19 protein-coding genes and 2 pseudogenes are annotated in these 18,469 nt (G+C 42.0%); 12 read left to right on the plus strand and 9 right to left on the minus strand.

The window, feature by feature from the left end:
- The first annotated feature begins 220 nt into the window (after nucleotides 1-220).
- Both R7041_RS08930 and R7041_RS08935 read left to right on the plus strand, forming a co-directional pair.
- Complete coding sequence (locus tag R7041_RS08930) at nucleotides 221-754, plus strand: DUF4145 domain-containing protein (RefSeq protein WP_065274804.1); 534 nt, start codon at nucleotides 221-223, stop codon at nucleotides 752-754.
- A gap of 137 nt (nucleotides 755-891) precedes the next feature.
- Nucleotides 892-1,704: a hypothetical protein gene (locus R7041_RS08935; RefSeq protein ID WP_065274803.1), complete on the plus strand. Its 813-nt coding sequence runs from the start codon at nucleotides 892-894 to the stop codon at nucleotides 1,702-1,704.
- 136 nt (nucleotides 1,705-1,840) lie between these two features.
- Here the strand turns inward: R7041_RS08935 and R7041_RS08940 are convergent, their stop codons facing one another.
- The 3 genes from R7041_RS08940 to R7041_RS08950 form a co-directional block, all read right to left on the minus strand.
- Complete coding sequence (locus tag R7041_RS08940; RefSeq protein WP_065274802.1) at nucleotides 1,841-2,629, minus strand: hypothetical protein; 789 nt, start codon at nucleotides 2,627-2,629, stop codon at nucleotides 1,841-1,843.
- 264 nt (nucleotides 2,630-2,893) lie between these two features.
- Nucleotides 2,894-3,226, minus strand: a complete 333-nt coding sequence (locus R7041_RS08945; RefSeq protein WP_162780835.1) for a DMT family transporter — start codon at nucleotides 3,224-3,226, stop codon at nucleotides 2,894-2,896.
- Nucleotides 3,227-3,265: 39 nt separating this feature from the next.
- A complete protein-coding gene (locus tag R7041_RS08950) occupies nucleotides 3,266-3,769 on the minus strand; it encodes a hypothetical protein (RefSeq protein ID WP_258512733.1) in 504 nt (167 codons plus the stop codon).
- 307 nt (nucleotides 3,770-4,076) lie between these two features.
- Here R7041_RS08950 and R7041_RS08955 point away from each other — a divergent pair, with 307 nt between their 5' ends.
- The 4 genes and pseudogenes from R7041_RS08955 to R7041_RS08970 form a co-directional block, all read left to right on the plus strand.
- Nucleotides 4,077-4,634 carry a recombinase family protein gene (locus R7041_RS08955; RefSeq protein WP_065274799.1) on the plus strand — a complete coding sequence of 186 codons (558 nt, stop codon included), beginning with the start codon at nucleotides 4,077-4,079 and terminating at the stop codon, nucleotides 4,632-4,634.
- A gap of 1 nt (nucleotide 4,635) precedes the next feature.
- Nucleotides 4,636-5,088: a VPA1267 family protein gene (locus R7041_RS08960; protein ID WP_065274798.1), complete on the plus strand. Its 453-nt coding sequence runs from the start codon at nucleotides 4,636-4,638 to the stop codon at nucleotides 5,086-5,088.
- On the plus strand, nucleotides 5,088-7,280 hold the full coding sequence (locus tag R7041_RS08965) for an AAA family ATPase (protein ID WP_065274797.1): 2,193 nt from the start codon (nucleotides 5,088-5,090) through the stop codon (nucleotides 7,278-7,280). The genes R7041_RS08960 and R7041_RS08965 overlap by 1 nt, the downstream gene beginning before the upstream one ends.
- Before the next feature lie 328 nt (nucleotides 7,281-7,608).
- Nucleotides 7,609-8,883, plus strand: a pseudogene (locus R7041_RS08970) (MATE family efflux transporter); the annotation flags it as partial.
- A 51-nt stretch (nucleotides 8,884-8,934) separates the two neighbouring features.
- Here the strand turns inward: R7041_RS08970 and R7041_RS08975 are convergent.
- From R7041_RS08975 to R7041_RS08985, 3 genes are all read right to left on the minus strand, one after another.
- Nucleotides 8,935-9,813: a U32 family peptidase gene (locus tag R7041_RS08975; RefSeq protein WP_021034024.1), complete on the minus strand. Its 879-nt coding sequence runs from the start codon at nucleotides 9,811-9,813 to the stop codon at nucleotides 8,935-8,937.
- A 20-nt stretch (nucleotides 9,814-9,833) separates the two neighbouring features.
- Nucleotides 9,834-10,847: a ubiquinone anaerobic biosynthesis protein UbiU gene (locus R7041_RS08980; protein WP_062730458.1), complete on the minus strand. Its 1,014-nt coding sequence runs from the start codon at nucleotides 10,845-10,847 to the stop codon at nucleotides 9,834-9,836.
- A 133-nt stretch (nucleotides 10,848-10,980) separates the two neighbouring features.
- Entirely contained in the window at nucleotides 10,981-13,020 is a 2,040-nt protein-coding gene (locus R7041_RS08985; protein WP_005380112.1) for a bifunctional diguanylate cyclase/phosphodiesterase, read from the minus strand.
- Between the two features lie 363 nt (nucleotides 13,021-13,383).
- Here R7041_RS08985 and R7041_RS08990 point away from each other — a divergent pair, with 363 nt between their 5' ends.
- Both R7041_RS08990 and R7041_RS08995 read left to right on the plus strand, forming a co-directional pair.
- Nucleotides 13,384-13,911, plus strand: a complete 528-nt coding sequence (locus R7041_RS08990; protein ID WP_064369109.1) for a ubiquinone anaerobic biosynthesis accessory factor UbiT — start codon at nucleotides 13,384-13,386, stop codon at nucleotides 13,909-13,911.
- Nucleotides 13,895-14,398 (plus strand): GNAT family N-acetyltransferase, encoded by a 504-nt coding sequence (locus R7041_RS08995; RefSeq protein ID WP_005380119.1) that lies wholly within the window; start codon nucleotides 13,895-13,897, stop codon nucleotides 14,396-14,398. Before R7041_RS08990 ends, R7041_RS08995 begins: the two co-directional genes overlap by 17 nt.
- A gap of 62 nt (nucleotides 14,399-14,460) precedes the next feature.
- Here R7041_RS08995 and R7041_RS09000 read toward each other — a convergent pair whose 3' ends face one another.
- A complete protein-coding gene (locus tag R7041_RS09000) occupies nucleotides 14,461-14,907 on the minus strand; it encodes a hypothetical protein (RefSeq protein ID WP_064368743.1) in 447 nt (148 codons plus the stop codon).
- Between the two features lie 159 nt (nucleotides 14,908-15,066).
- Between R7041_RS09000 and R7041_RS09005 the strand changes: the two genes are divergently transcribed.
- From R7041_RS09005 to R7041_RS09015, 4 genes and pseudogenes are all read left to right on the plus strand, one after another.
- The gene (locus R7041_RS09005) at nucleotides 15,067-15,465 is read left to right on the plus strand and encodes a DNA polymerase III subunit psi (RefSeq protein WP_005386429.1); all 399 of its coding nucleotides are present in this window, start codon (nucleotides 15,067-15,069) and stop codon (nucleotides 15,463-15,465) included.
- A gap of 12 nt (nucleotides 15,466-15,477) precedes the next feature.
- The gene (gene rimI / locus R7041_RS09010) at nucleotides 15,478-15,933 is read left to right on the plus strand and encodes a ribosomal protein S18-alanine N-acetyltransferase (protein ID WP_005386430.1); all 456 of its coding nucleotides are present in this window, start codon (nucleotides 15,478-15,480) and stop codon (nucleotides 15,931-15,933) included.
- A gap of 285 nt (nucleotides 15,934-16,218) precedes the next feature.
- Nucleotides 16,219-16,296, plus strand: a pseudogene (locus R7041_RS22720) (peptide chain release factor 3); the annotation flags it as partial.
- A gap of 453 nt (nucleotides 16,297-16,749) precedes the next feature.
- The gene (locus tag R7041_RS09015) at nucleotides 16,750-16,944 is read left to right on the plus strand and encodes a helix-turn-helix transcriptional regulator (RefSeq protein ID WP_000127614.1); all 195 of its coding nucleotides are present in this window, start codon (nucleotides 16,750-16,752) and stop codon (nucleotides 16,942-16,944) included.
- 16 nt (nucleotides 16,945-16,960) lie between these two features.
- Here R7041_RS09015 and R7041_RS09020 read toward each other — a convergent pair whose 3' ends face one another.
- Complete coding sequence (locus R7041_RS09020) at nucleotides 16,961-18,202, minus strand: tyrosine-type recombinase/integrase (RefSeq protein ID WP_001218618.1); 1,242 nt, start codon at nucleotides 18,200-18,202, stop codon at nucleotides 16,961-16,963.
- A gap of 1 nt (nucleotide 18,203) precedes the next feature.
- On the minus strand, nucleotides 18,204-18,350 hold the full coding sequence (locus R7041_RS09025; RefSeq protein WP_001922873.1) for a hypothetical protein: 147 nt from the start codon (nucleotides 18,348-18,350) through the stop codon (nucleotides 18,204-18,206).
- Between the last annotated feature and the right edge of the window lie 119 nt (nucleotides 18,351-18,469).

An 18,469-nucleotide genomic window follows, 5' to 3' on the forward strand; every position in this document is an offset into this window, starting at 1 on the left:
CCAGATAGAAGAACTTTAGTTGCAGCTAAAGTCTGGGTCTCACCTTACCCGATTGGAGTACTTATTATCCATACAAAGCGTTTAAGAGGGATTTGGCACGCGTGACATTTTCAGTTTGCGTTGGGTTCAGTGATTAAGTTGCTATGCGGTAGCTTTTGTAGTACGTGCCTGTCCCCCTTAACGCGGCGTTAGCTATCAGTGTGTCAATTATGGAGTTTTAATGAAAGATTATGGTCAAGTTGTAGATATATTAAAAGGTGAAAGCGATCGTGGTGCAGTGCTTATTGCGGCTTCCATGATTGATGTAGCACTAGAAAACCTAATAAAAGAAAAGCTAGTTGATAGCGATAAGAAAAGAGACCCTATTTTTGAGCATAATGGTTCGCTAGGAACTTTCTCTTCAAAAATAGAAATTTCGTATAGGTTGGGACTAATTACGAGCAAACAGCAGTTAATGTTCAATACATTTCGAAAGCTGAGAAATGTATTTGCCCATAGCTCAACTCCCTTAAGTCTCGATGATGGACCGATTAGGGATCAGCTAGAAGCTATGTTTGCACATAACCCTGAACTTAAAAATCTATATATCGACGCAGTACAAGCTACTAATAAGCACCATAACATACCTCAAGAGGACACATGCAATACCCTAAGGTCAGGGCGCTTTCTCCTTAACATGGTTTTTTCTTTGGAAATATTAAAGTTAACGAATGCGCGTGACAGCGTTGCAAAGATAAAGCGAAATGATGGCTAACAAAGCGTTTAAGACGGATTCCCAACGCTCGGCATTCTCGGTTTTATTTAGCTTTAGTACTTACGGAACAATGGTTTCGGTGTGGTGGTCTGCGTTGCTCACCACTTAACGCGGCGTTATACGTTTTAGGAGTTATCATGAATGGGACTTGCTCCTTATGTCGGAAAAAAGGCAGGCTATTAGATAGCCATTTCATGCCTAAGTCTATCTATCGCGTGATAAGCCAAGGATTTCCGAGTGATGGGCAAAATATGGTGTGGGTCTCGGGTCGAGATAAAAGCGCAGCATATACATCTAAGCAAGCAAAAAAGCACTTGCTTTGTGCTAGTTGCGAATCAAAACTTTCTAAGTTTGGTGAAGATGCAGTACTCCCACTTATTGCTCGTCGTAACGGTTTTAAGCTTGCTACAAAAATCACTAAATTTAAAAAATTCGCAAACTATAATGAGGAGACTTGGTTTCTCCCCCCAAATGTCAAAACTGCAAGCCACTTTATGTATTTTGCCGTTAGTATTGCTTGGCGAATGTCGGTAACAGAGTGGAGTCATTATGGCATGCCGAAAACTAGTGGCATTATTCGACATAACTATATGAACTGCTTCTCAGAATTTTTGCTAAATGGTACTGCTAAAGATAGCTCTTTAGATTTGTTTTTAGCTGTTTATGTAGACAATCAGGATGTTACCTATCCAGTTATGGCATTCCCAACAGTGAAAAGTCATGATGGCTATCAACATGTTGTGTTTCATATACCTGGCCTGAGGTTTAGTTTAGTGGTAGGCAATCTATCTGATAGTGGTGTTAAAGAAATTTATTCATCGAGTGACAGTAATGTGTTGTTTATAAGTAGAAGCTTAAAATCTACCCCTGACTTTCAAAAATTAGTGCATTTCTTACAAAAAGAGGCTAGTGCTAAAGGAAGGTTGGCTGTGGAACGAAAAAACGTATAACAAAGCATTTAAGAGTGATTCCCTTTAGTTCAAGGTTGAGTTTTGTGTTTACAGCGAGATGGTTTAGGTCTGGTGGTAGCGTTGCTCACACCTTAACAGGGCTTTGTATTTCTTTGATCATCCCTGTCGGGTGTCATTAATTCTTGGAAATATATAGCTCTTTTTCAACCAGTATTCGTAAATGTTCCATTTCAGAATCTATTGATTTTAGTAATTTTTTGTACTCTGAAATGATGTGTTCATACCACTCAGATTCGGTCAGTCCTTCCTGTTCATAAACGTGCCAAGTATATGAATTATCTTTAAAATGCTTTGAAATCAACTCCTTAAGAAAATCAGCTACTCTACTGACTTCTGGTGATAAATATAACGACTGTAATTCTATATTCTTCAAGCACTTTTTCATATTTAGGATGTATGTGCTTTTCTTCGCATCTTGTTCTTTTATATATTGCTCAGTGTTATACGTTTTGTTAAACCAGTCTTTTTGCTGCGCTATTTCGATCTCTGCATTTTCATAGAAGCTATTTATAATGTCCTCAGGGGTATGAGCATCAAAGCTACCAGCAAATCCACAGTAGTTGAGAAAGATTTCATAGTAAGTTTCATCTATCGAAAGTCGTTCTGATACAAACTCTTTCATATCAAGCATATTTGCCCAAACTTGGTCATATGCTTCTTTTTTGGGTTCCCATAGCTGCTGCTTAGCCCAAGTTTTTTGAGCTAGCTCATCTCGAATTGTTTCAACTACTTCTGTGTTTTGAGCAAGCTGCTCTCTTAGAAAAGACTGTTCTTCACTTAGAGCACGTAGCTCGCCTTTTTTAGGTAAATATCCTTTAGTCAAGAATCCGATGCTTAATACTTGAACTAAGCCCACGATTACGATTATTAGGACATCAGGAACAGAAATGTCAGCAAATGCCATGACTACTTTTTACAATTGGTTGTTAATATAGGTTAATAATGCCTGAGGAAAGCAGATGTCTCAAATAGAGTCTTAAGCACCGAAATATAACAAGCGTTTAAGGTTTCAAGATACTTTTGCTAATCTGAGATAGGCGGCTTATCAGATTTCGCGTAACTCGCTTCTGTCTATTTGTTAGCTACGATACCAACACTTCCACTGTATGATCTAGTCGTGACTAGCCAACGGATATGCAAGGTCGAGTATGAGTTACTACATTTCAGGTTAGTGTTTTACTGATGTTGAAAATATGTTCATTACAAATACTCCAGCAATAATCAAGAGCATCCCAATGATGACTGCTAAATCTAACTTTTGATTGAATACAACAGTTCCTACGATTGCAACGAGAACGACCCCAAGCCCAGACCATATAGCGTAAGCAACTCCAACAGGAATGGCTTTTAGTACTAGTGATAGAAAATAAAAAGCAACTCCGTAACCAATAATTGCCACAATGCTAGGTAATGTTTGGGTGAACCCTTCTGATGCTTTTAGAGCACTTGTTCCAATCACTTCTGCAATTATCGCAATTGTAAGATATAAATACCCCATAATGCTTTCTTCACCTTAACTTAGAGATGCGGATTTTACTTTTTATAGCATGCTCAATAAGCCAGAAACACTAGCTCCTAATACGCTAGCAACAGTGCTGTTTTCAAGTAACTGCTTTAGCTTGTTTTTTGCTTCAATATCATCACTGGAGGCTACCTTTTCAACAAGCTGTTGAATATTGATCGTGGTGTTTTGGGTGTTTTCGTTACCAACTTGCATTTGTTCTGCTGAGATTGACCCAAAATTATAAGTGATACTTTGAATCATTTTTTCTGCTTCTTGAATGCTTAGGTTTTGGTGCTTGATTTGGTAATGAGCCTTGATACTACCAAAAGATTCGTGAAAACCAGGATCTATTACCTTGTAGTTTGAGATACTTCCATTACTAGCTCTTCTTTGAATGAGATCTCCTGATTCAATTAAAATATCAGAGCGATGAATAAAGGTCATTTTTTCTTGAACGCTGGCTTTTATCCCTTTAATTGTTGGCTCACCATTTGCTTTGATAATATCTATTGTGTCATTCATCATTTCGCTGAAAGGCATATAAATCCCTTAATAAGTTACATTAAAATGAAATTTGTTTTTTATTGTAAGCTATTGAGTTGTGTAGAGTTCAAACTTTTATGCTAAATAGTGAAGTTATGCAACTTTCATTCAGGAAGATGATACTCATCAAGATTCGCTGTGTTTTGAGCCGTTAGCAAGACATGTAAAAACAAGGGCGAGATTTGTAATAACGAACCTCGCTTTTTTGTGCTTTCGGTAAATATAAAATGTGTAACAAAATGGTTTTTTGACACTTTGTAACAAAAATACTAAGTTTAATATTACATATTGGTGAGGGGGGGGGATGTCAAGAAAGATTGGTTTAGTGAGTAGGATGGAGCAAATTCACTCTATTCAATCAAAACTAGTACCTATCGAGCTAGATAAAGTTTTTATCGAAGAGGTAAAAGCCAAGCCTGGCTCTAACAGTGAGGCTCTCAGCGAGTGTATTTGCTTTTTAGAGCGTGGGGATAGTGTTTATGTTGAGTCTTTTAGTTTGCTAGCTACAAGCTTAAGTGATTTGCATCATCGCTCTCAGCAAATCCTTTCTCAAGGTGCTTCTATTGTCTTCGTTGCTGAAAATATAACGTTATCGGAAAATGAAACGGACTCATCAGTAGTTAGCCTCAGTTTATTTGATTCATTTGCCAAATTTGAAAATTACCTCCTTTCTGAATGTCAAAAGGTTAGCTCAACAAGTTCAGACAACCCAATTGGTCGTCCCTCAATACCAAGCAATATACGAAAAGCTGTAATAGCTCTAAATGAACAGCGTATACCAAAAGCTCAAATCGCCAGGCAGTATGGGATATCCCGACAAACCGTTTATCGCATTTTGAATGAGAATACTTCTAGGAGGTAGTATGTCTAACGGATTGAAAGAAGAAAATATTGATAAGTTTCGAGCGTGGATTTCTTCTGTTGATGAGGGGCTACTGGATAATAAGGAATTGGAATTAAATCGTGAAATCAAATCGATGCTAATAAGCATGGTATATCGTGGCAAGTTAAATCGAACTAAAGTAGCTAAAGCCGCAGGTATTGGCAAATCAGCTCTAACCCAAAATGATGTTATCGTGAAAGATTTGGAAAAGTTCGAAAACTCTCTTAGAGGCATTGGAATACTGCCTATAGCGGTCACTTCAAAACCAGATCAAGAAATCGCTTCAACCCCGAAAAGAAATAAACGCTTTACTGAAGTTCAAAGACTAGAAACTCAACTGAGTCGAGCGCAGCAAGAAATTCTAGTCCTTAAGGCAAAGTTAGAGCGATATCAAGAGTTAGAAGAGGTTATTGCTGAATTGGGAGTGCTTTGATGTCATCGAAAGAAAATCTGAGATTCTATGTGCGTGTTACTAGTGCATTCCCACTCCGAGACAATAAGTATATGTTCTATGGTGTTTTTGTTAGAGGTAGTCACCGCTCTAATAAAGTATCAGCGAGATCATATGCTGCCATTTATTGCTCGGAAAGTAAGTTTGAGGTGGAGCCGAGAGTCGGACAAATCTATGAACTGCTAGGTAAGCCTGAAGTTCGAATCAAAGATGACTCTGGGTATGAAATGACAGAAGTGAGCTTTGTTGAACCGTACAAGATCAAAATTGTCTTGCCTGAAACTGCTGAAGAGTTTATTGGTTTTATCTCTAAAGAAAAAGATTTCGTTGGTATTGGTGAGGCTAAGGCTAGGTTGCTTTTTGATACCTTTGGTGGAACAGTTTTCGAAATCCTCTCTCAGAAAGATATAACGTCACTAAAAAAGGTTTTAACCGTAGATTCGGCTGAGGCTTTGATCGCTGGATATAGAAAATACGAAAACCTACGTTACGCATCATGGTTTGCTGAGAAGAAAATACCACCACGAGTTCAAGCAAGGCTTTTTAGATACCACAAAGCGAACTCAGTCGAGCAAGTAAAAGAAAACCCTTATTTACTACAGCATTTTGGTCTGTCATTTGAAGAAACAGACAATATTGCACAGATGTACTTTGATATTGAAGAGGATGATCTGAGAAGGCTTAATGCAATGGTTGAGTCTGCGATGAGAGACTATTGCTCTGAAGGACATACTGTAGCTGATGTTTCGATATTATTTAGTCGGATCGCTAGTCTTGCAAACGATGAAGATTTAGCCGAAGAAGCTATTATTAATGCCCATAGTTCTTTGGCTGTCTACTACGATCCCAATAGTGAAAGAATTCATAATACTGGTACTTACATTATGGAGAAAGTCATAGCAAAGCGACTTGCTAAGTTATCTCAGAAACATGAATGGTTGACCGTATTTGATGAATCACACCGAAAAGCCTTAGAAGGCATACCTTTCCCTCTCTCTTATAAGCAAGAGGAAGCAGTAGTAAGAAGCTTAGAGACTAAAGTGCTTTGCATTACTGGCGGTGCAGGCACAGGTAAAACAACAGTTCTTAAAGCAATTGTTGATGCTTATCGGTACTCTGGATTTAAAATATTTGCTACAGCTCTTTCAGGTCGAGCAACGAAAAGGCTAAGTGAATCGATTCATATGCCAACTTATACAATTCATAGGTTAGCGATGCTTGATGAAAGTGAATTTGAGTCAGATAAGCCGACACTTTTAATTATCGATGAAACTTCAATGGTCGATATCCTTAGCTTGTACCGTCTCATAATGAAGATACCTCCATCTACGAGAATTATATTTGTTGGAGATGACGCTCAGTTAGCACCGATTGGTTCAGGGTTGGTCTTGAGCGAAATTGTTCGAAGTGATGTTGTTAGTACGGTGAAGCTGGATGTAGTGCAGCGACAAAAGGAATCTTCTGGAATTCCTTTTTACTCAAACCAAGTCCGAAAAAAAATCATTCCTGAAAACCTATCCTTTAAGAATATCAGCTTTAAGAGCACACCTTATGATTCCTTAGTAGATTCAGCAGTCGAGCTGTATTTAGAATTGGGAGGAAATTGTCAGATTATCACTCCGACCAGAAAGTTGACTCGTGAAATCAATGAGCATTGCCAAGCAATTAAAAATCCATACGGTAAGAAGGTGTTTCTTTTATTTGATGGTGAGTTTGAGGATGTTGGGTTGCGTCTTAATGATCCTGTCATCTTTACGAAAAATGACTACAAGCTTGATATTCAGAATGGCACTTTAGGTAAGATTATTGAGGTCTGTAATCATGATCTTGTTAAAGCAATAGTAAAGGTCGAAACAGATACGGGTGCTGTAATTGACGTTACTTATAATCATATTGATGACTTGGAGTTGGCTTATGCTATTACGTTACATAAGGCTCAAGGAAGTCAGTTCGAACAGGTGATAGTTCCACTTTTTAGAAGTCGAGTTATGGATAACTCTTGGGTTTACACTGCAATTACTAGAGCAGAAAAGTCTCTGTATTTTTTGGGCAGTGAAAAGGTATTGAGAGAAGCAATCACTACAGAAACAGCAGTTAATAAAAGACAGGTAAGTTTATCTAGTTTGTTGATTGATGAAGTAGAAAAGCTGTCAAGGAAAGTTATTGATGCCTAGCGAATGAGTGCTTGCACTCAGTAATGGCTCAATCAGTTTAATTGATAACTAACAGAAATAGTAAACTTACTTATGGTGTTGGCACATTCATGTGCCAATGTCGTACTAGAATAACACTAACAGAAAGTGCCAATACTTCTGGTATACAATATTTACAGACAGGGATGAGGTAAAGAGAGAAGCAAAGAATAGAGAACTAACAAAATTTTTTTTGTTAGTTGGCTTTTTTGGGGGGGTAGTAGGAGACTTCTTATTTAAACCCTAACTAATACGGGCTTACTCACCCACTCACCCACCCAACTAACAAATTTTTTTATGTGATTACTCTTTGTATCAAATAGTTGATGGCATTTTTATTGGCCGTTATGTTGGCGCTGACGGATTAGCTGGGATCAATGTTGCGTGGCCTATTATCGGTTCGATCCTCGGTATAGGAATGATGATTGGGGTGGGGACTGGCGCGCTGACTTCGATCAAGCAAGGAGAGAACGATCATGAAGGCGCTAAGCGAATCCTAACGACCGGATTGACGTTGTTAGCGGCATTGATGCCGATCGTTGCTACAATATTGTTCTTGTTTTCGGATGAATTTATTCGCTGGCAAGGTGCGGAAGGGCGAGTGTTTGAACTTGCGCTGCAATATTTGCATATTCTGATTGTCGCGTGCGTATTCACGTTGGGTTCTATCGCAGTTCCGTTTTTATTACGCAATGACGACAGCCCGAACTTAGCAACGATTTTGATGGTCATCGGTGCCGTTATTAACATTGTATTAGACTACGTATTTATTGCTTGGTTGGAGTGGGAGTTAACCGGAGCCGCTATTGCCACTGCACTTGCACAATTAGTGGTCACTGTGCTCGGTATTGGTTACTTCTTTACTTCAAAAGCAACATTACGCCTTCGTATCCGCGACTTCAAAGTTCAGGTTGATGCTGCACCAAAGATTATCATGATAGGTACATCAAGTTTCTTTATGTACGCCTACGGCTCTGTGATGGTGGCACTGCACAACGCGTTATTTGCTCAATACGGAAGTGCAATGTTGATCGGAGCGTACGCCATTTTGGGGTACATCGTGACGGTTTACTATCTGATAGCAGAAGGAATTGCGAATGGTATGCAGCCTTTAGTGAGCTTCAACCACGGTGCACGTAATCAGGAGAACATCAGAAAGTTATTAAAGGTCGCGATGGGGACATCTGTGCTTGGTGGGGTGGCGTTCGTTGTTTTGATGAACCTTTTCCCGTACGAACTGGTTGCGGTGTTTAATAATGCTGACCAACAGTTGATTGATAGCACCGTGATCGGGATTCGTTTACACATGTTTGCGTTGTTCTTAGATGGTTTTTTAGTTGTGGCGGCCGCGTACTATCAATCAGTAAACAAAGGCAGCAAAGCTATGTTTGTAACACTAGGCAACATGCTGGTCCAGTTGCCATTCTTATTCATTATGCCGAAACTTTTCGGCGTGACAGGTATTTGGTTAGCTTTCCCATTGTCTAACATTGCATTGAGTTTGGTCGTGATCAGTATGTTGTGGCGAGATGTGAAAAAGCTGCTTAATGAGAGTTCTGTCGAACCAAGGGTGCAAGCCTGCTAACAAAAGCTAACAGATAAAAGCGAGGCTAGGCCTCGCTTTTATCTTTAAGGATTAAATGGTTTTTACTTCTAAGCCCGCTAGTTGATGCCAATAGCCATTGCATTGGCGGCTTTCGAGCTTTTCAGGATTATCGCCGTATTCGTTTGAGCGAAAACGCTCTAACTCTGAAAAAGTGTCGATACCAAGAGGGCTTAACCGGACCACATCAACCAGCCCTTTCATAGTAGGTAAGTCATTGATGAGGTTGTAGCAATACCCTGACTGTGTTTGAATGCCGTTAAGGTTAAAGACTTCTTGCCCTTCTTGGCTGCTGACCTGGATACCCGTAGGGTATTTGATACAGCAGGTTTCGCAATCGTCTTTCGCTCGGTTTTCAGCTCGGGCTGTGAAACAGCGAGCGGAATACGCTAAAGGCAAATAACCGTGGCTAAATACCTCAACTTCAAACTTGTTACGAATACCAAGCTCGTCACACTGAACTAAAGTATCGTTTAACCATTCGCGAGATAGCTCGACAGGCATGCACCAACGCATCATACCTTGCTTCAAAAATAAGTTGAGCGTGTGTGCGTTATAAGTATTGATTGCAGGGCCAACGACGAAAGGCACTTTATGCTCTGATGCCAATTGAACAGCAGATACGTCATTTGCTTCAATCGCGAAGTCACCGTTGTCGATGTACTTCTTCATTATGTTTACTTCACTCGGAGCTTCTAGTAGTGCCATTGTTGATAGCACCACTTGCTTGCCAGATGCAGACAGCTCTTTTGCGATTTCAAGCCAATGCGAAGGCTTCATTTCTCGACGTTTTGAACATACGGTTTCCCCAAGATAGATGATGTCCGCGGAGCTTGATTTCGCTTGTTCATAAAACGCTTCGATATCTTGTTTTGGCCAGAAGTACAACAGCGGGCCAAGCGCGTATTTCATTGAATTATCCATCTTAACCTCTACTGCCATTTGCGGTGATAAGCACCAAGTGTGGTCTGCGTACCTTCAGATACGTTTGCCAATGCGGCATCCCAAGACGCTTCGACTTGGTAAGCTTCTGGGTTTGCTTGGTAACGGTCAATCGCGGCTCGCCATGTTCGAGTGACTTGTTCTACGTAAGCAGGGCTACGTTGGCGACCTTCAATTTTTACAGAAGCCACATTTGCAGCAAATAGTTCTGGCAGCATAGAGAGGGTGTTCAAACTGGTTGGTTCTTCCAGTGCGTGGTAGCGTTTTTTCTCGCCTTCGATTTCAGCTTCGAAACGACCTTTACACAAGGTAGGGTAGCCCGCATTTTCACCGGTGCTGTAGCGATCGATCAAAATGTCGTTAAGGCGGGATTCCAGACCATTTTCTGTTTCTTGCCAGCGAACGTACTTAGCTGGAGAGCATGCTCCCACAGTGTTTGGAGACTCGCCTGTCATGTAAGACGATAGGTAGCAGCGACCTTCAGACATGATGCAAAGGCTACCAAAAGCAAAGACTTCTAACTCGACATCGTTAGTGATGTTGCGCGAAAGCTGTTTGACCTGATGAATCGATAAAACGCGAGGTAGTACTACCCGTTTTACGTTGAAGTTTTGTTTGTAAAAATCAATGGCTGCGACGTTGGTCGCTGATGCTTGCACTGAAAGGTGTAGTTCCAGATCGGGATATTTGCGAGCCGCGTACTCCAGCACTGCAATGTCTGCAACAATCAGCGCGTCTACACCCAGTGCCGCTGCATTGTCTACTGCGTTCGTCCAGCGCTCGAAGCCATTGGGATGAGCGAAGGTATTCAACGCGACATGAATTTTTTTATTGCGGTCATGAACGTATTGCACCGCTTTTTCTAATTTCTTGCCGTTAAAGTTGAGGCCAGCAAAGTGACGGGCGTTGGTATCATCTTTGAAACCAATGTAGACGGCATCGGCACCGCAATCAATCGCAGTTTTTAACGCAGGCAGGTTACCCGCGGGACACAAGAGTTCCATATGCTCACAATCATTGAAAATAAAAAGGTGTCCGCATTTTATGAAGAATTATGAATAGCGAAATTGACCTAAGTTAGGTTTAGCTCAATAAAGTCGATATTTACCCCTTGCGAGTAAGGGTATCGGGTCGAGGTTAGTTCTTGTGACGACGATTCTGTACAAACAGCTCTTCAATTTCATGTTTTGGCTGCGGGCGATAAAAATGGAATCCTTGAATCGCATTACATTGAAGGTTAGAGAGCAGGGTCGCTTGCTGGTGGGTTTCCACCCCCTCGGCAACGACAGTTAAGTCGAGCGACTTACCTAGGTTAATGATGTTTTCAATCACAGTGACTTGTTTCGGTAGTGTGTCGATATCATTAATAAAAGCGCGGTCGATTTTTAGCTCGTCAATAGGGAAACGCGCTAAGTAAGAAAGAGAAGAGTAGCCGGTACCAAAGTCATCGATAGAGAGAGCGAAGCCAAGCTTTTTAATCGCATTCAACATTTGCAGTGTATGTTCGCTATCACTCATCACGGCACTTTCGGTTAGCTCGAAGGTAATGCAGCTTGGATCAAGCTCGGTAGTGCGAAGCAGCTTTTCCATAAAGTCGATCAGCTGTGGGTTGCCAAATTGCTCGGGAGAGAGGTTGATGGCGACACGGCCTGGCAGTATGCCTTGTTGCTTCCAACGTTTTACCGTATTGAAAACATCACGCATCACGACACGTCCAAGGTGTTCTATTAACCCAGCGCGCTCGGCGACAGGAATGAATGAGCCAGGACTAATGTACCCTTCGACTGGATGCTTCCAACGAACGAGCGCTTCTGCGCCGTTGATACTGAAGTCTCGCGCGTTAACCTTAGGTTGATACCACACTTCCAAACCGTTCTGCTGCAATGCTTTTTGCAGTTCGATTTCAAGCCACAAACGCATACGCGCTTCTTTGTTCATTTGATCGTTAAATTTGATCAGACGATTTCTACCACGATCTTTGGCTTCATACATCGCAGTATCGGCATTTTGTAGTAGGATTCGCGCATCTTGTCCGTCTTCAGGGTATCGAACGCTACCAATTGAACACGCAAGGCGTTTACTGAAGTGGTGCAAGTCGAAAGGTTGGTTGATCAACGAGATAATGCGATCGGACAAAATTTCAGCCATGCGGGTGTTTTCTGGCTCCGGCAGAATGACGCCAAACTCATCGCCACCCAAATGACCAATAATCGCTTGGTTTGGCAGTAACCGTTTAAGACGGGCCGATACCTCTTGAATCACTTTATCGCCAATATGGTGACCAAGTGAGTCATTAATGTTTTTGAAGTTATCGATATCCAAATAGAACACCAGAAGCGGTGTTTGCTTTTTGATCAGCTGTTCCAAACGTTTGGTGAAGCCAAAGCGGTTGTAGAGTTTGGTGAGCGAGTCAATGTGTATGTCTTCATTCGATGCAGAAGACAGGTTTTTGGGCGCATCATCAGCATCTTGGATTAGGATAATTTGAGATTCGCTACCTAATATCGCCGTGGAATCCGCGTGTAGCTGAACTTTCCGTTCAAAGCCGCATCTTGCGCTGGTTAAGCAGACAAAAGGTTTGTCAGAAATTAATGTACTCAATCGATGACTAAATACCTTTTTACTGTTTTCATCGATGAATAAACGACTTAGCTCTTCACCCAACAATTCATGAGGAGAGTTAAGTCCGAGAAGGCGCGCTGATGCGGGGTTCGCAGAGATGACAATATCATCCTCGATAAGCAGTAAGCCGTCTGGTAGCAGTTGTGTTAACTTCGCAAACTTACTTTCGGACTCTTCTAAGGAGCGAACGAGTATCTGCTTTTCTGAAGTATCGACAGCGTGAAAAACAACAAAGCGAATGTCGTTACCTTCAAAAACTGGCGAAAGACTAAAGTGAAGGCTGGTTTCAAGGTCGGTTTCATCGAGCGTGATTTCGGCTTCGACATGTGCCCCTTTGAACGCGCGCTGATAGTATGGTGCAAGCTTCTTATAAAACTGCTCACCCAGCACTTGGCAATCGTTTAAGCCGACGATTTCCTCATGACTTAAACCTGCGATATCGCAGTAACGGTCACTTACCATTCGATAATTGTGTTTTTTATCAAGAATGGCAAAGAAGAAAGGGCTATTTGAGGTTAGCGTGGCAAACCAATGTTTTAATTGCTGGGAAGGCATTAGGGTATTACCGATCTCCAATGAGCCAGATTATTCGTCCGTGTATAAAAAGCGACACCCTGATAAGCCTGCGGCGGTCTACCACCAAGCTAAAGTGTTACTTGCCATTAAAGGGCTCGCGGTTTTAGCTGTGCAGTCGACAATCACATGGATACGCTCAGATAACTATAACTTTGAAAATACGGTTGTAAAAGTGTTTATCCACCTGTTCGCATCAATAATACACGTAAGTTCAAAAAAAGAAGCGTTAGTGAGCAATAAACCACCAATCTAAAATAAGCACTTTATTGATACATAACAGTAATCTCATCGCCACGATTGCTTAATATAAGCAACCTAATGACAAAGTAACGGATAATGAACGTGTTAAACAAGATTCGCAGTCAACTAGTAAAGAACGCAGCTAATATTTTGCGTTCTCCCGTCCAGTTATTTCCACAGCCAATTCAGCAAAAAGCGTTGCTGGAAGGGCTAAAAATGGTGTTTAAAGAAGCCTTGGAAGATGGTGACTTTGAGTTCCTTGAAGACAAGTGGTTAAAAGTTGCGATTAAAGACTTGAACTTAGCATGGTACATCAGCTATCAAGACGAAAAATTGGTGGTAGCTGAAAAACCAGTTCAGGAAGATGTGAGTTTTAGTGGTAATCTAAACGACCTAGTACTGATTGCTGGTCGTAAAGAAGACCCTGACACACTGTTCTTCCAACGTCGCCTTTCAATTGAAGGTGATACTGAGCTTGGCTTAGAAGTGAAAAACTTAATGGACAGTGTCGACTTAGAGCAGTTACCGAAAGCAATACAAGTCGCTTTGAATCAATTGGCTGATTTTGTTCAGAAAGGAGTTCAAGCGCCTGCACAACCAACCGGAGTAGCGAATGCTTATTCGAACTGAAGCCCCTGCGGACATTCTTACCATTGACCGCTTATTGAAACACGCCTTCCCAACGGAAGCTGAAGCTGAGCTTGTGATGCGTTTGCGCGAAAACAGCAAATTCACACTTTCCTTAGTCGCGTGTACAGATGAGGGAGAGGTGATAGGCCATGCTTTATTTAGCCCTGTGACCTTAAATGGTGAAGATTTGTCATGGCAAGGGCTAGCGCCATTAGCTGTTCATGAAGATTACCGTCGCCAAGGCATCGCTGCAGAGTTGATCAAAGAAGGTTTTGATTCACTGCGTGATTTTGGCTACCCAGTGTGTGTGGTGTTGGGCGATCCTGATTATTACGCGCGCCAGGGTTTTCAATCATGCGACGAGATGGGCTTTGAATGTGCTTGGGATGTCCCTAAAGGTGCATTTCGAGTCGCAGAGTTGGTCGAAGGTCAATGTGCTGGACGCTCCGGACGCATAGACTATGCGCCAGAGTTCTCTGAACTGTAAATGAAAGAAGCCCACGACTAAGTGGGCTTCTTTCTTATTCACTGAAAACTGAGATAGGGAGGTTAGGATGACTGGTTACTTTTCTTTTTGCCCCAGACCTCTATTTTCGCTTTTTTACTTACCCCTAGCAGGCTAAGTTTTGTGCTTCCCCAGCTACTGTAAGTCATTTCAATCCGTTTTAGCTTGGCTTCTTTTGTACCTGGAAGGCTCCAGGCACGAGTCGACAATCCGCTTGTTAGTACGCCCATAGAGGAAAGCTTTTTCTCACTACCATCTGTCATGACGACTTTTAAACCATTAATGTCTACCGTTCCTTGCACACATTTTAGTTTTATTTTACTGAAGCTTCGGTTTCGGAATAAGCTATTTGGTGTCACGGTATCTGTTTCTGTATGAAAGTTAACGGCTTTCGTTGCAATCAGCTCCCACTCGTCGCTGTTATTAGCAAAAACACTCATGCTGGTGGCGGCTACCAGTGTGCAAAGCAGTAGCGTATTTAAGAATTTCATAATGTACCTCATATGTCATACCCAATGTGTGGCCGTTGGCAAAACGCTATGTTCAGGAATATCCAAATCATCTCATTGTGTTCAGGTGTTCCTTGAAGTCCTTTAGGTATAATCGCGATAATTTGATAGGATTGCCCTCGTTCAAATAGGTGACGGAAAATGTCAATTAACGAGAAACAGTATTTACGTGAAATGGGGATCAGCACATGGGAGCTGGTACACCCTGAAAGACTGGAAGGCTATCAATCGCCATTATTGGATTTGCAAAGTTCATGTAAACTCCTATTGGTATCGCCAATATGTCCAGAAAACGAGACGGCATTGATGTTTGAGCGCGTATTAAAAAGCATTAAGCTCACGCTTGATGATGCGCTACACCTAGAGCCTGAGCGCTTATCCATGCTGGGTGAACATCAGCTAGAGTGGGTGTGGTTTGCAGGCTGTGAGGCTGATCAAAGCATCAAGGCAAAGCACCTGACCTCGCCACTATTACAAGATATTGATGGTAATAACGAACAGCGCCGCGCATTGTGGCAACAAATCTGTTCGTACTCTTAACGGAGCTAATGCGTGACAATTGAAATTACGCCGATGCGTGCAGAGCACCTCGACCAAGTTTGGCAAATCGAGCAGCAAGCACATTCTCACCCTTGGGCCGAATCTTTGGTTCGTGACTTATCCAGTCGCGGTGCTTGCCACCATGTGATGCTGGAAGGCTCTCAAGTGGTTGGTTACTTCTATGGACAGAATATTGTTGGAGAAGTGACACTATTAAATATTGCAGTAGCGCCTTCTCAACAGGGCAGAGGGCTAGGGCAAAAATTGCTGGACGCGTTTATTGAACACTGTGAACAAGCCAAAGCAGAGAGTGCTTGGTTAGAAGTGCGTGAAAGTAATCACCCAGCTATCCATATTTATGAGCAAGCAGGTTTTAATGAAGTGGACCGTCGTTACAACTATTACCCAGCTAAATCGGGAAATGGTAAGGAAGACGCCATTATCATGAGTTACTTATTTTTGAGTTAGTTTTAGGCCGTTACTAATTACCTCATCAACACTTATGCTTTAAATGCGTATCCGGATTCGAGGCTTTTGAATATGTAATAATAATTTTTTGAATTTTTACATCTCTTTGTGTGGAGCTGGCTTTCCCTTGTTAGTTGCAGGTAAAGGCTGGTGAGCCGAGTAAATTCAGTTCATGTCTTTCCAGTTTGCTAGCACAGCGATAATAAGCGAGAATACCGCACAATATCGAATAGTAGATATGCTTGCCTATTTTGTGAGCATGAAAGTAATTTAGAAGATTAACTAATGTCAAATCCCCTTTTTTTAGGCGAAGTGTCTAAGCGCAGAACGTTCGCTATTATTTCTCACCCTGATGCCGCCCAGCCTTTCAACGCTTAAAACCACCTTTCATTGCACACCACAATCACATCTCTACGTACTGAATTTAAAGGCTTTTTGTCTTTTTCTCGTTTCTTTGCTTTTCAATGATGTTCAAGCGTAACCTCGGAAAATGTGTACAAACTTGAGTACAAATCGCCATATTTACCGTTTTTAGCCAAATTCCATGACACAAACCTAGCTGTAGGCCTTGTTCCTACTGGGTTTTAGCCAAAACTTGCCTATATTTTTTATGCCAAAAATCGAGAAATGATGGTAAGACGTTCGCGATTATCTCTAATTGTTTGCCGGTTGAGTTGGTTACCGGTTGCTTTCTTGCTGTCCTAAAAGTTCATTTGTATGGGCCTGATCTTCTGAACAAATCATGCATCTTTCTGACCATCAACAAGTGATGAATCAGGCGATGATAGCTTTACATTGATTTTCAGGAGAATGCAGATGACAGCAGTAGCGCACCAAGTAACCCCTTTTCTAACGTCTTACGAAGTTATGGCTCGTTACCACATTAGCTATACGACGCTCTGGCGAAGAATAAAAGATGGCAGCTTGCCGCAACCTCGTATCAACCGAAATACACGAAACAAGCTGTGGCACATTGAAGACTTGGAGGAGTATGAGAAGAAAGAGGACTGAGCCTCTTTCTTTTATTTTATTGTCCGAAACGCCAGTTGAATGGAAAGCCTGTCGGCTCGATGATGGTTTCTAGTTGTTGATACCAAACGTCGTAAGCATGACGCATTTCGTCCAGGTACTGATATTGGTTGTAGATAGCATCCAGCCCTTTTTTGCTGTGGCCAATCATCAACTCGGCAACTTCTTGCGTCGTGATGGCAGACATTCGCGTTCGCATCGTTCTGCGAAGATCATGCATAGACCAGTGTTCCATCTCAATACCAAGCGATCTGCGAGCCCAGATTTTCACATTGTTAGGAATAGTGGTATCAAAGCCATTTGTGGCAAGCTCTTCTTGTCCGTTCGCGGGAAACAAGTAAGTTGATTTGCTCATCTGCATCGCCAGTTCAATCAGCTCAATAGCTGGCTTAATCAATGGCCGCATGATCGGCGCTCCAATTTTCTCACCTTGTTTGCGGATCTCTATGGGCACTGTCCACATTGCAGATTGCAAGTCAAAGTGATGCTTTTCAGCTTGAATGAGTTCGCCCTTGCGCCCTCCCAATAAGAGAAGCAGTTTTATGTAGATGCGATTCTTCTCAGTGATTTTTGACTCATGCAAATAGCGCCAAAGTATCCTGATCTCGTTGTCATTTAGCACCCGAGTTCGTTTTCCTTTTTTACCGCCAACCTTTTTTGCTGTGATCCCAGCGGCAGCGTTAATTTCCAAAATTTGTTCATCAATCAGCCAGTCATAGAACTTATGCAGTACAGACACTAGGCGCTCTGTGTTTGACGGAGACGATTCCGAAACCTCACGAAGACAGTTTCGCAAGGACAATTCAGTGATGTCAGTTAATGGATACTTGCCAAGTCGGGGCAGCAAATATATTTCACTGCTGCGTTTTTGGTAGTGCCACGTTTTCTCCTTTAGCCCTTGCTTACCGGCAGAGTCTATCCAGTCTCGAAAAATCGATTCGAAGCTTTGATTAGCAGAATACTTAGCCCGTTCCTGCTGTAGGTAAAGCTTGGGGTTTCGGCCTTGATCAAGTACTGCCCTTAACCTATCCAGCTCATTCCTGGCTTCAGCCAGCTTCATAAGGGGGTAAGTACCTATGTCTACCCGCTGTTGCTTGCCATCGAACCGATAACGAAACTGAAAAACAATTTTGCCCTTGGGCGATACCCGAGCACTTAGCCCATCTCGGTCGGCTTTTACTACGGTTTCTTTTGCTTCTTTATTTAACCTGGCATCGAGCCAGCTAACTGATAACGCCATGTTATAAGCCCAGCCCTAGTTTTGATTTTAATGATTGTTTACGTGTTTCTGCTTTGGGTTCTGGCGCTGTACTCATAGAAGTAACTTCACCATCTGGTGCAAGGCCATCCACCGGTACAGATGTCGTGGATAGATTGGGTTGGCTCATTTGAATTAACCCAAAGGTTGCCAGCATCCGCAGACGCTCAGCGCGTTCCCGTGGTGGCGTCTTTTCCAATTCTTTGAGTAGTTCTGGGTGGCTCCCTGGGGGAATGTTGACGACAACTC

It is taken from the genome of Vibrio sp. 1751 (genome assembly GCF_033339895.1).
Lineage (GTDB): Bacteria > Pseudomonadota > Gammaproteobacteria > Enterobacterales > Vibrionaceae > Vibrio > Vibrio alginolyticus.

What these genes read in the sequence shown, in the direction of transcription:
- R7041_RS08930 (WP_065274804.1), top strand. Translation starts at nt 221, where the DNA reads ATGAAAGATTATGGTCAAGTTGTAGATATATTAAAAGGTGAAAGCGAT.
- R7041_RS08935 (WP_065274803.1), top strand. Translation starts at nt 892, where the DNA reads ATGAATGGGACTTGCTCCTTATGTCGGAAAAAAGGCAGGCTATTAGAT.
- R7041_RS08940 (WP_065274802.1), bottom strand. Translation starts at nt 2,629, where the DNA reads ATGGCATTTGCTGACATTTCTGTTCCTGATGTCCTAATAATCGTAATC.
- R7041_RS08950 (WP_258512733.1), bottom strand. Translation starts at nt 3,769, where the DNA reads ATGCCTTTCAGCGAAATGATGAATGACACAATAGATATTATCAAAGCA.
- R7041_RS08955 (WP_065274799.1), top strand. Translation starts at nt 4,077, where the DNA reads ATGTCAAGAAAGATTGGTTTAGTGAGTAGGATGGAGCAAATTCACTCT.
- R7041_RS08960 (WP_065274798.1), top strand. Translation starts at nt 4,636, where the DNA reads ATGTCTAACGGATTGAAAGAAGAAAATATTGATAAGTTTCGAGCGTGG.
- R7041_RS08965 (WP_065274797.1), top strand. Translation starts at nt 5,088, where the DNA reads ATGTCATCGAAAGAAAATCTGAGATTCTATGTGCGTGTTACTAGTGCA.
- R7041_RS08975 (WP_021034024.1), bottom strand. Translation starts at nt 9,813, where the DNA reads ATGAAATACGCGCTTGGCCCGCTGTTGTACTTCTGGCCAAAACAAGAT.
- R7041_RS08980 (WP_062730458.1), bottom strand. Translation starts at nt 10,847, where the DNA reads ATGGAACTCTTGTGTCCCGCGGGTAACCTGCCTGCGTTAAAAACTGCG.
- R7041_RS08985 (WP_005380112.1), bottom strand. Translation starts at nt 13,020, where the DNA reads ATGCCTTCCCAGCAATTAAAACATTGGTTTGCCACGCTAACCTCAAAT.
- R7041_RS08995 (WP_005380119.1), top strand. Translation starts at nt 13,895, where the DNA reads ATGCTTATTCGAACTGAAGCCCCTGCGGACATTCTTACCATTGACCGC.
- R7041_RS09000 (WP_064368743.1), bottom strand. Translation starts at nt 14,907, where the DNA reads ATGAAATTCTTAAATACGCTACTGCTTTGCACACTGGTAGCCGCCACC.
- R7041_RS09005 (WP_005386429.1), top strand. Translation starts at nt 15,067, where the DNA reads ATGTCAATTAACGAGAAACAGTATTTACGTGAAATGGGGATCAGCACA.
- R7041_RS09015 (WP_000127614.1), top strand. Translation starts at nt 16,750, where the DNA reads ATGACAGCAGTAGCGCACCAAGTAACCCCTTTTCTAACGTCTTACGAA.
- R7041_RS09020 (WP_001218618.1), bottom strand. Translation starts at nt 18,202, where the DNA reads ATGGCGTTATCAGTTAGCTGGCTCGATGCCAGGTTAAATAAAGAAGCA.
- R7041_RS09025 (WP_001922873.1), bottom strand. Translation starts at nt 18,350, where the DNA reads ATGAGCCAACCCAATCTATCCACGACATCTGTACCGGTGGATGGCCTT.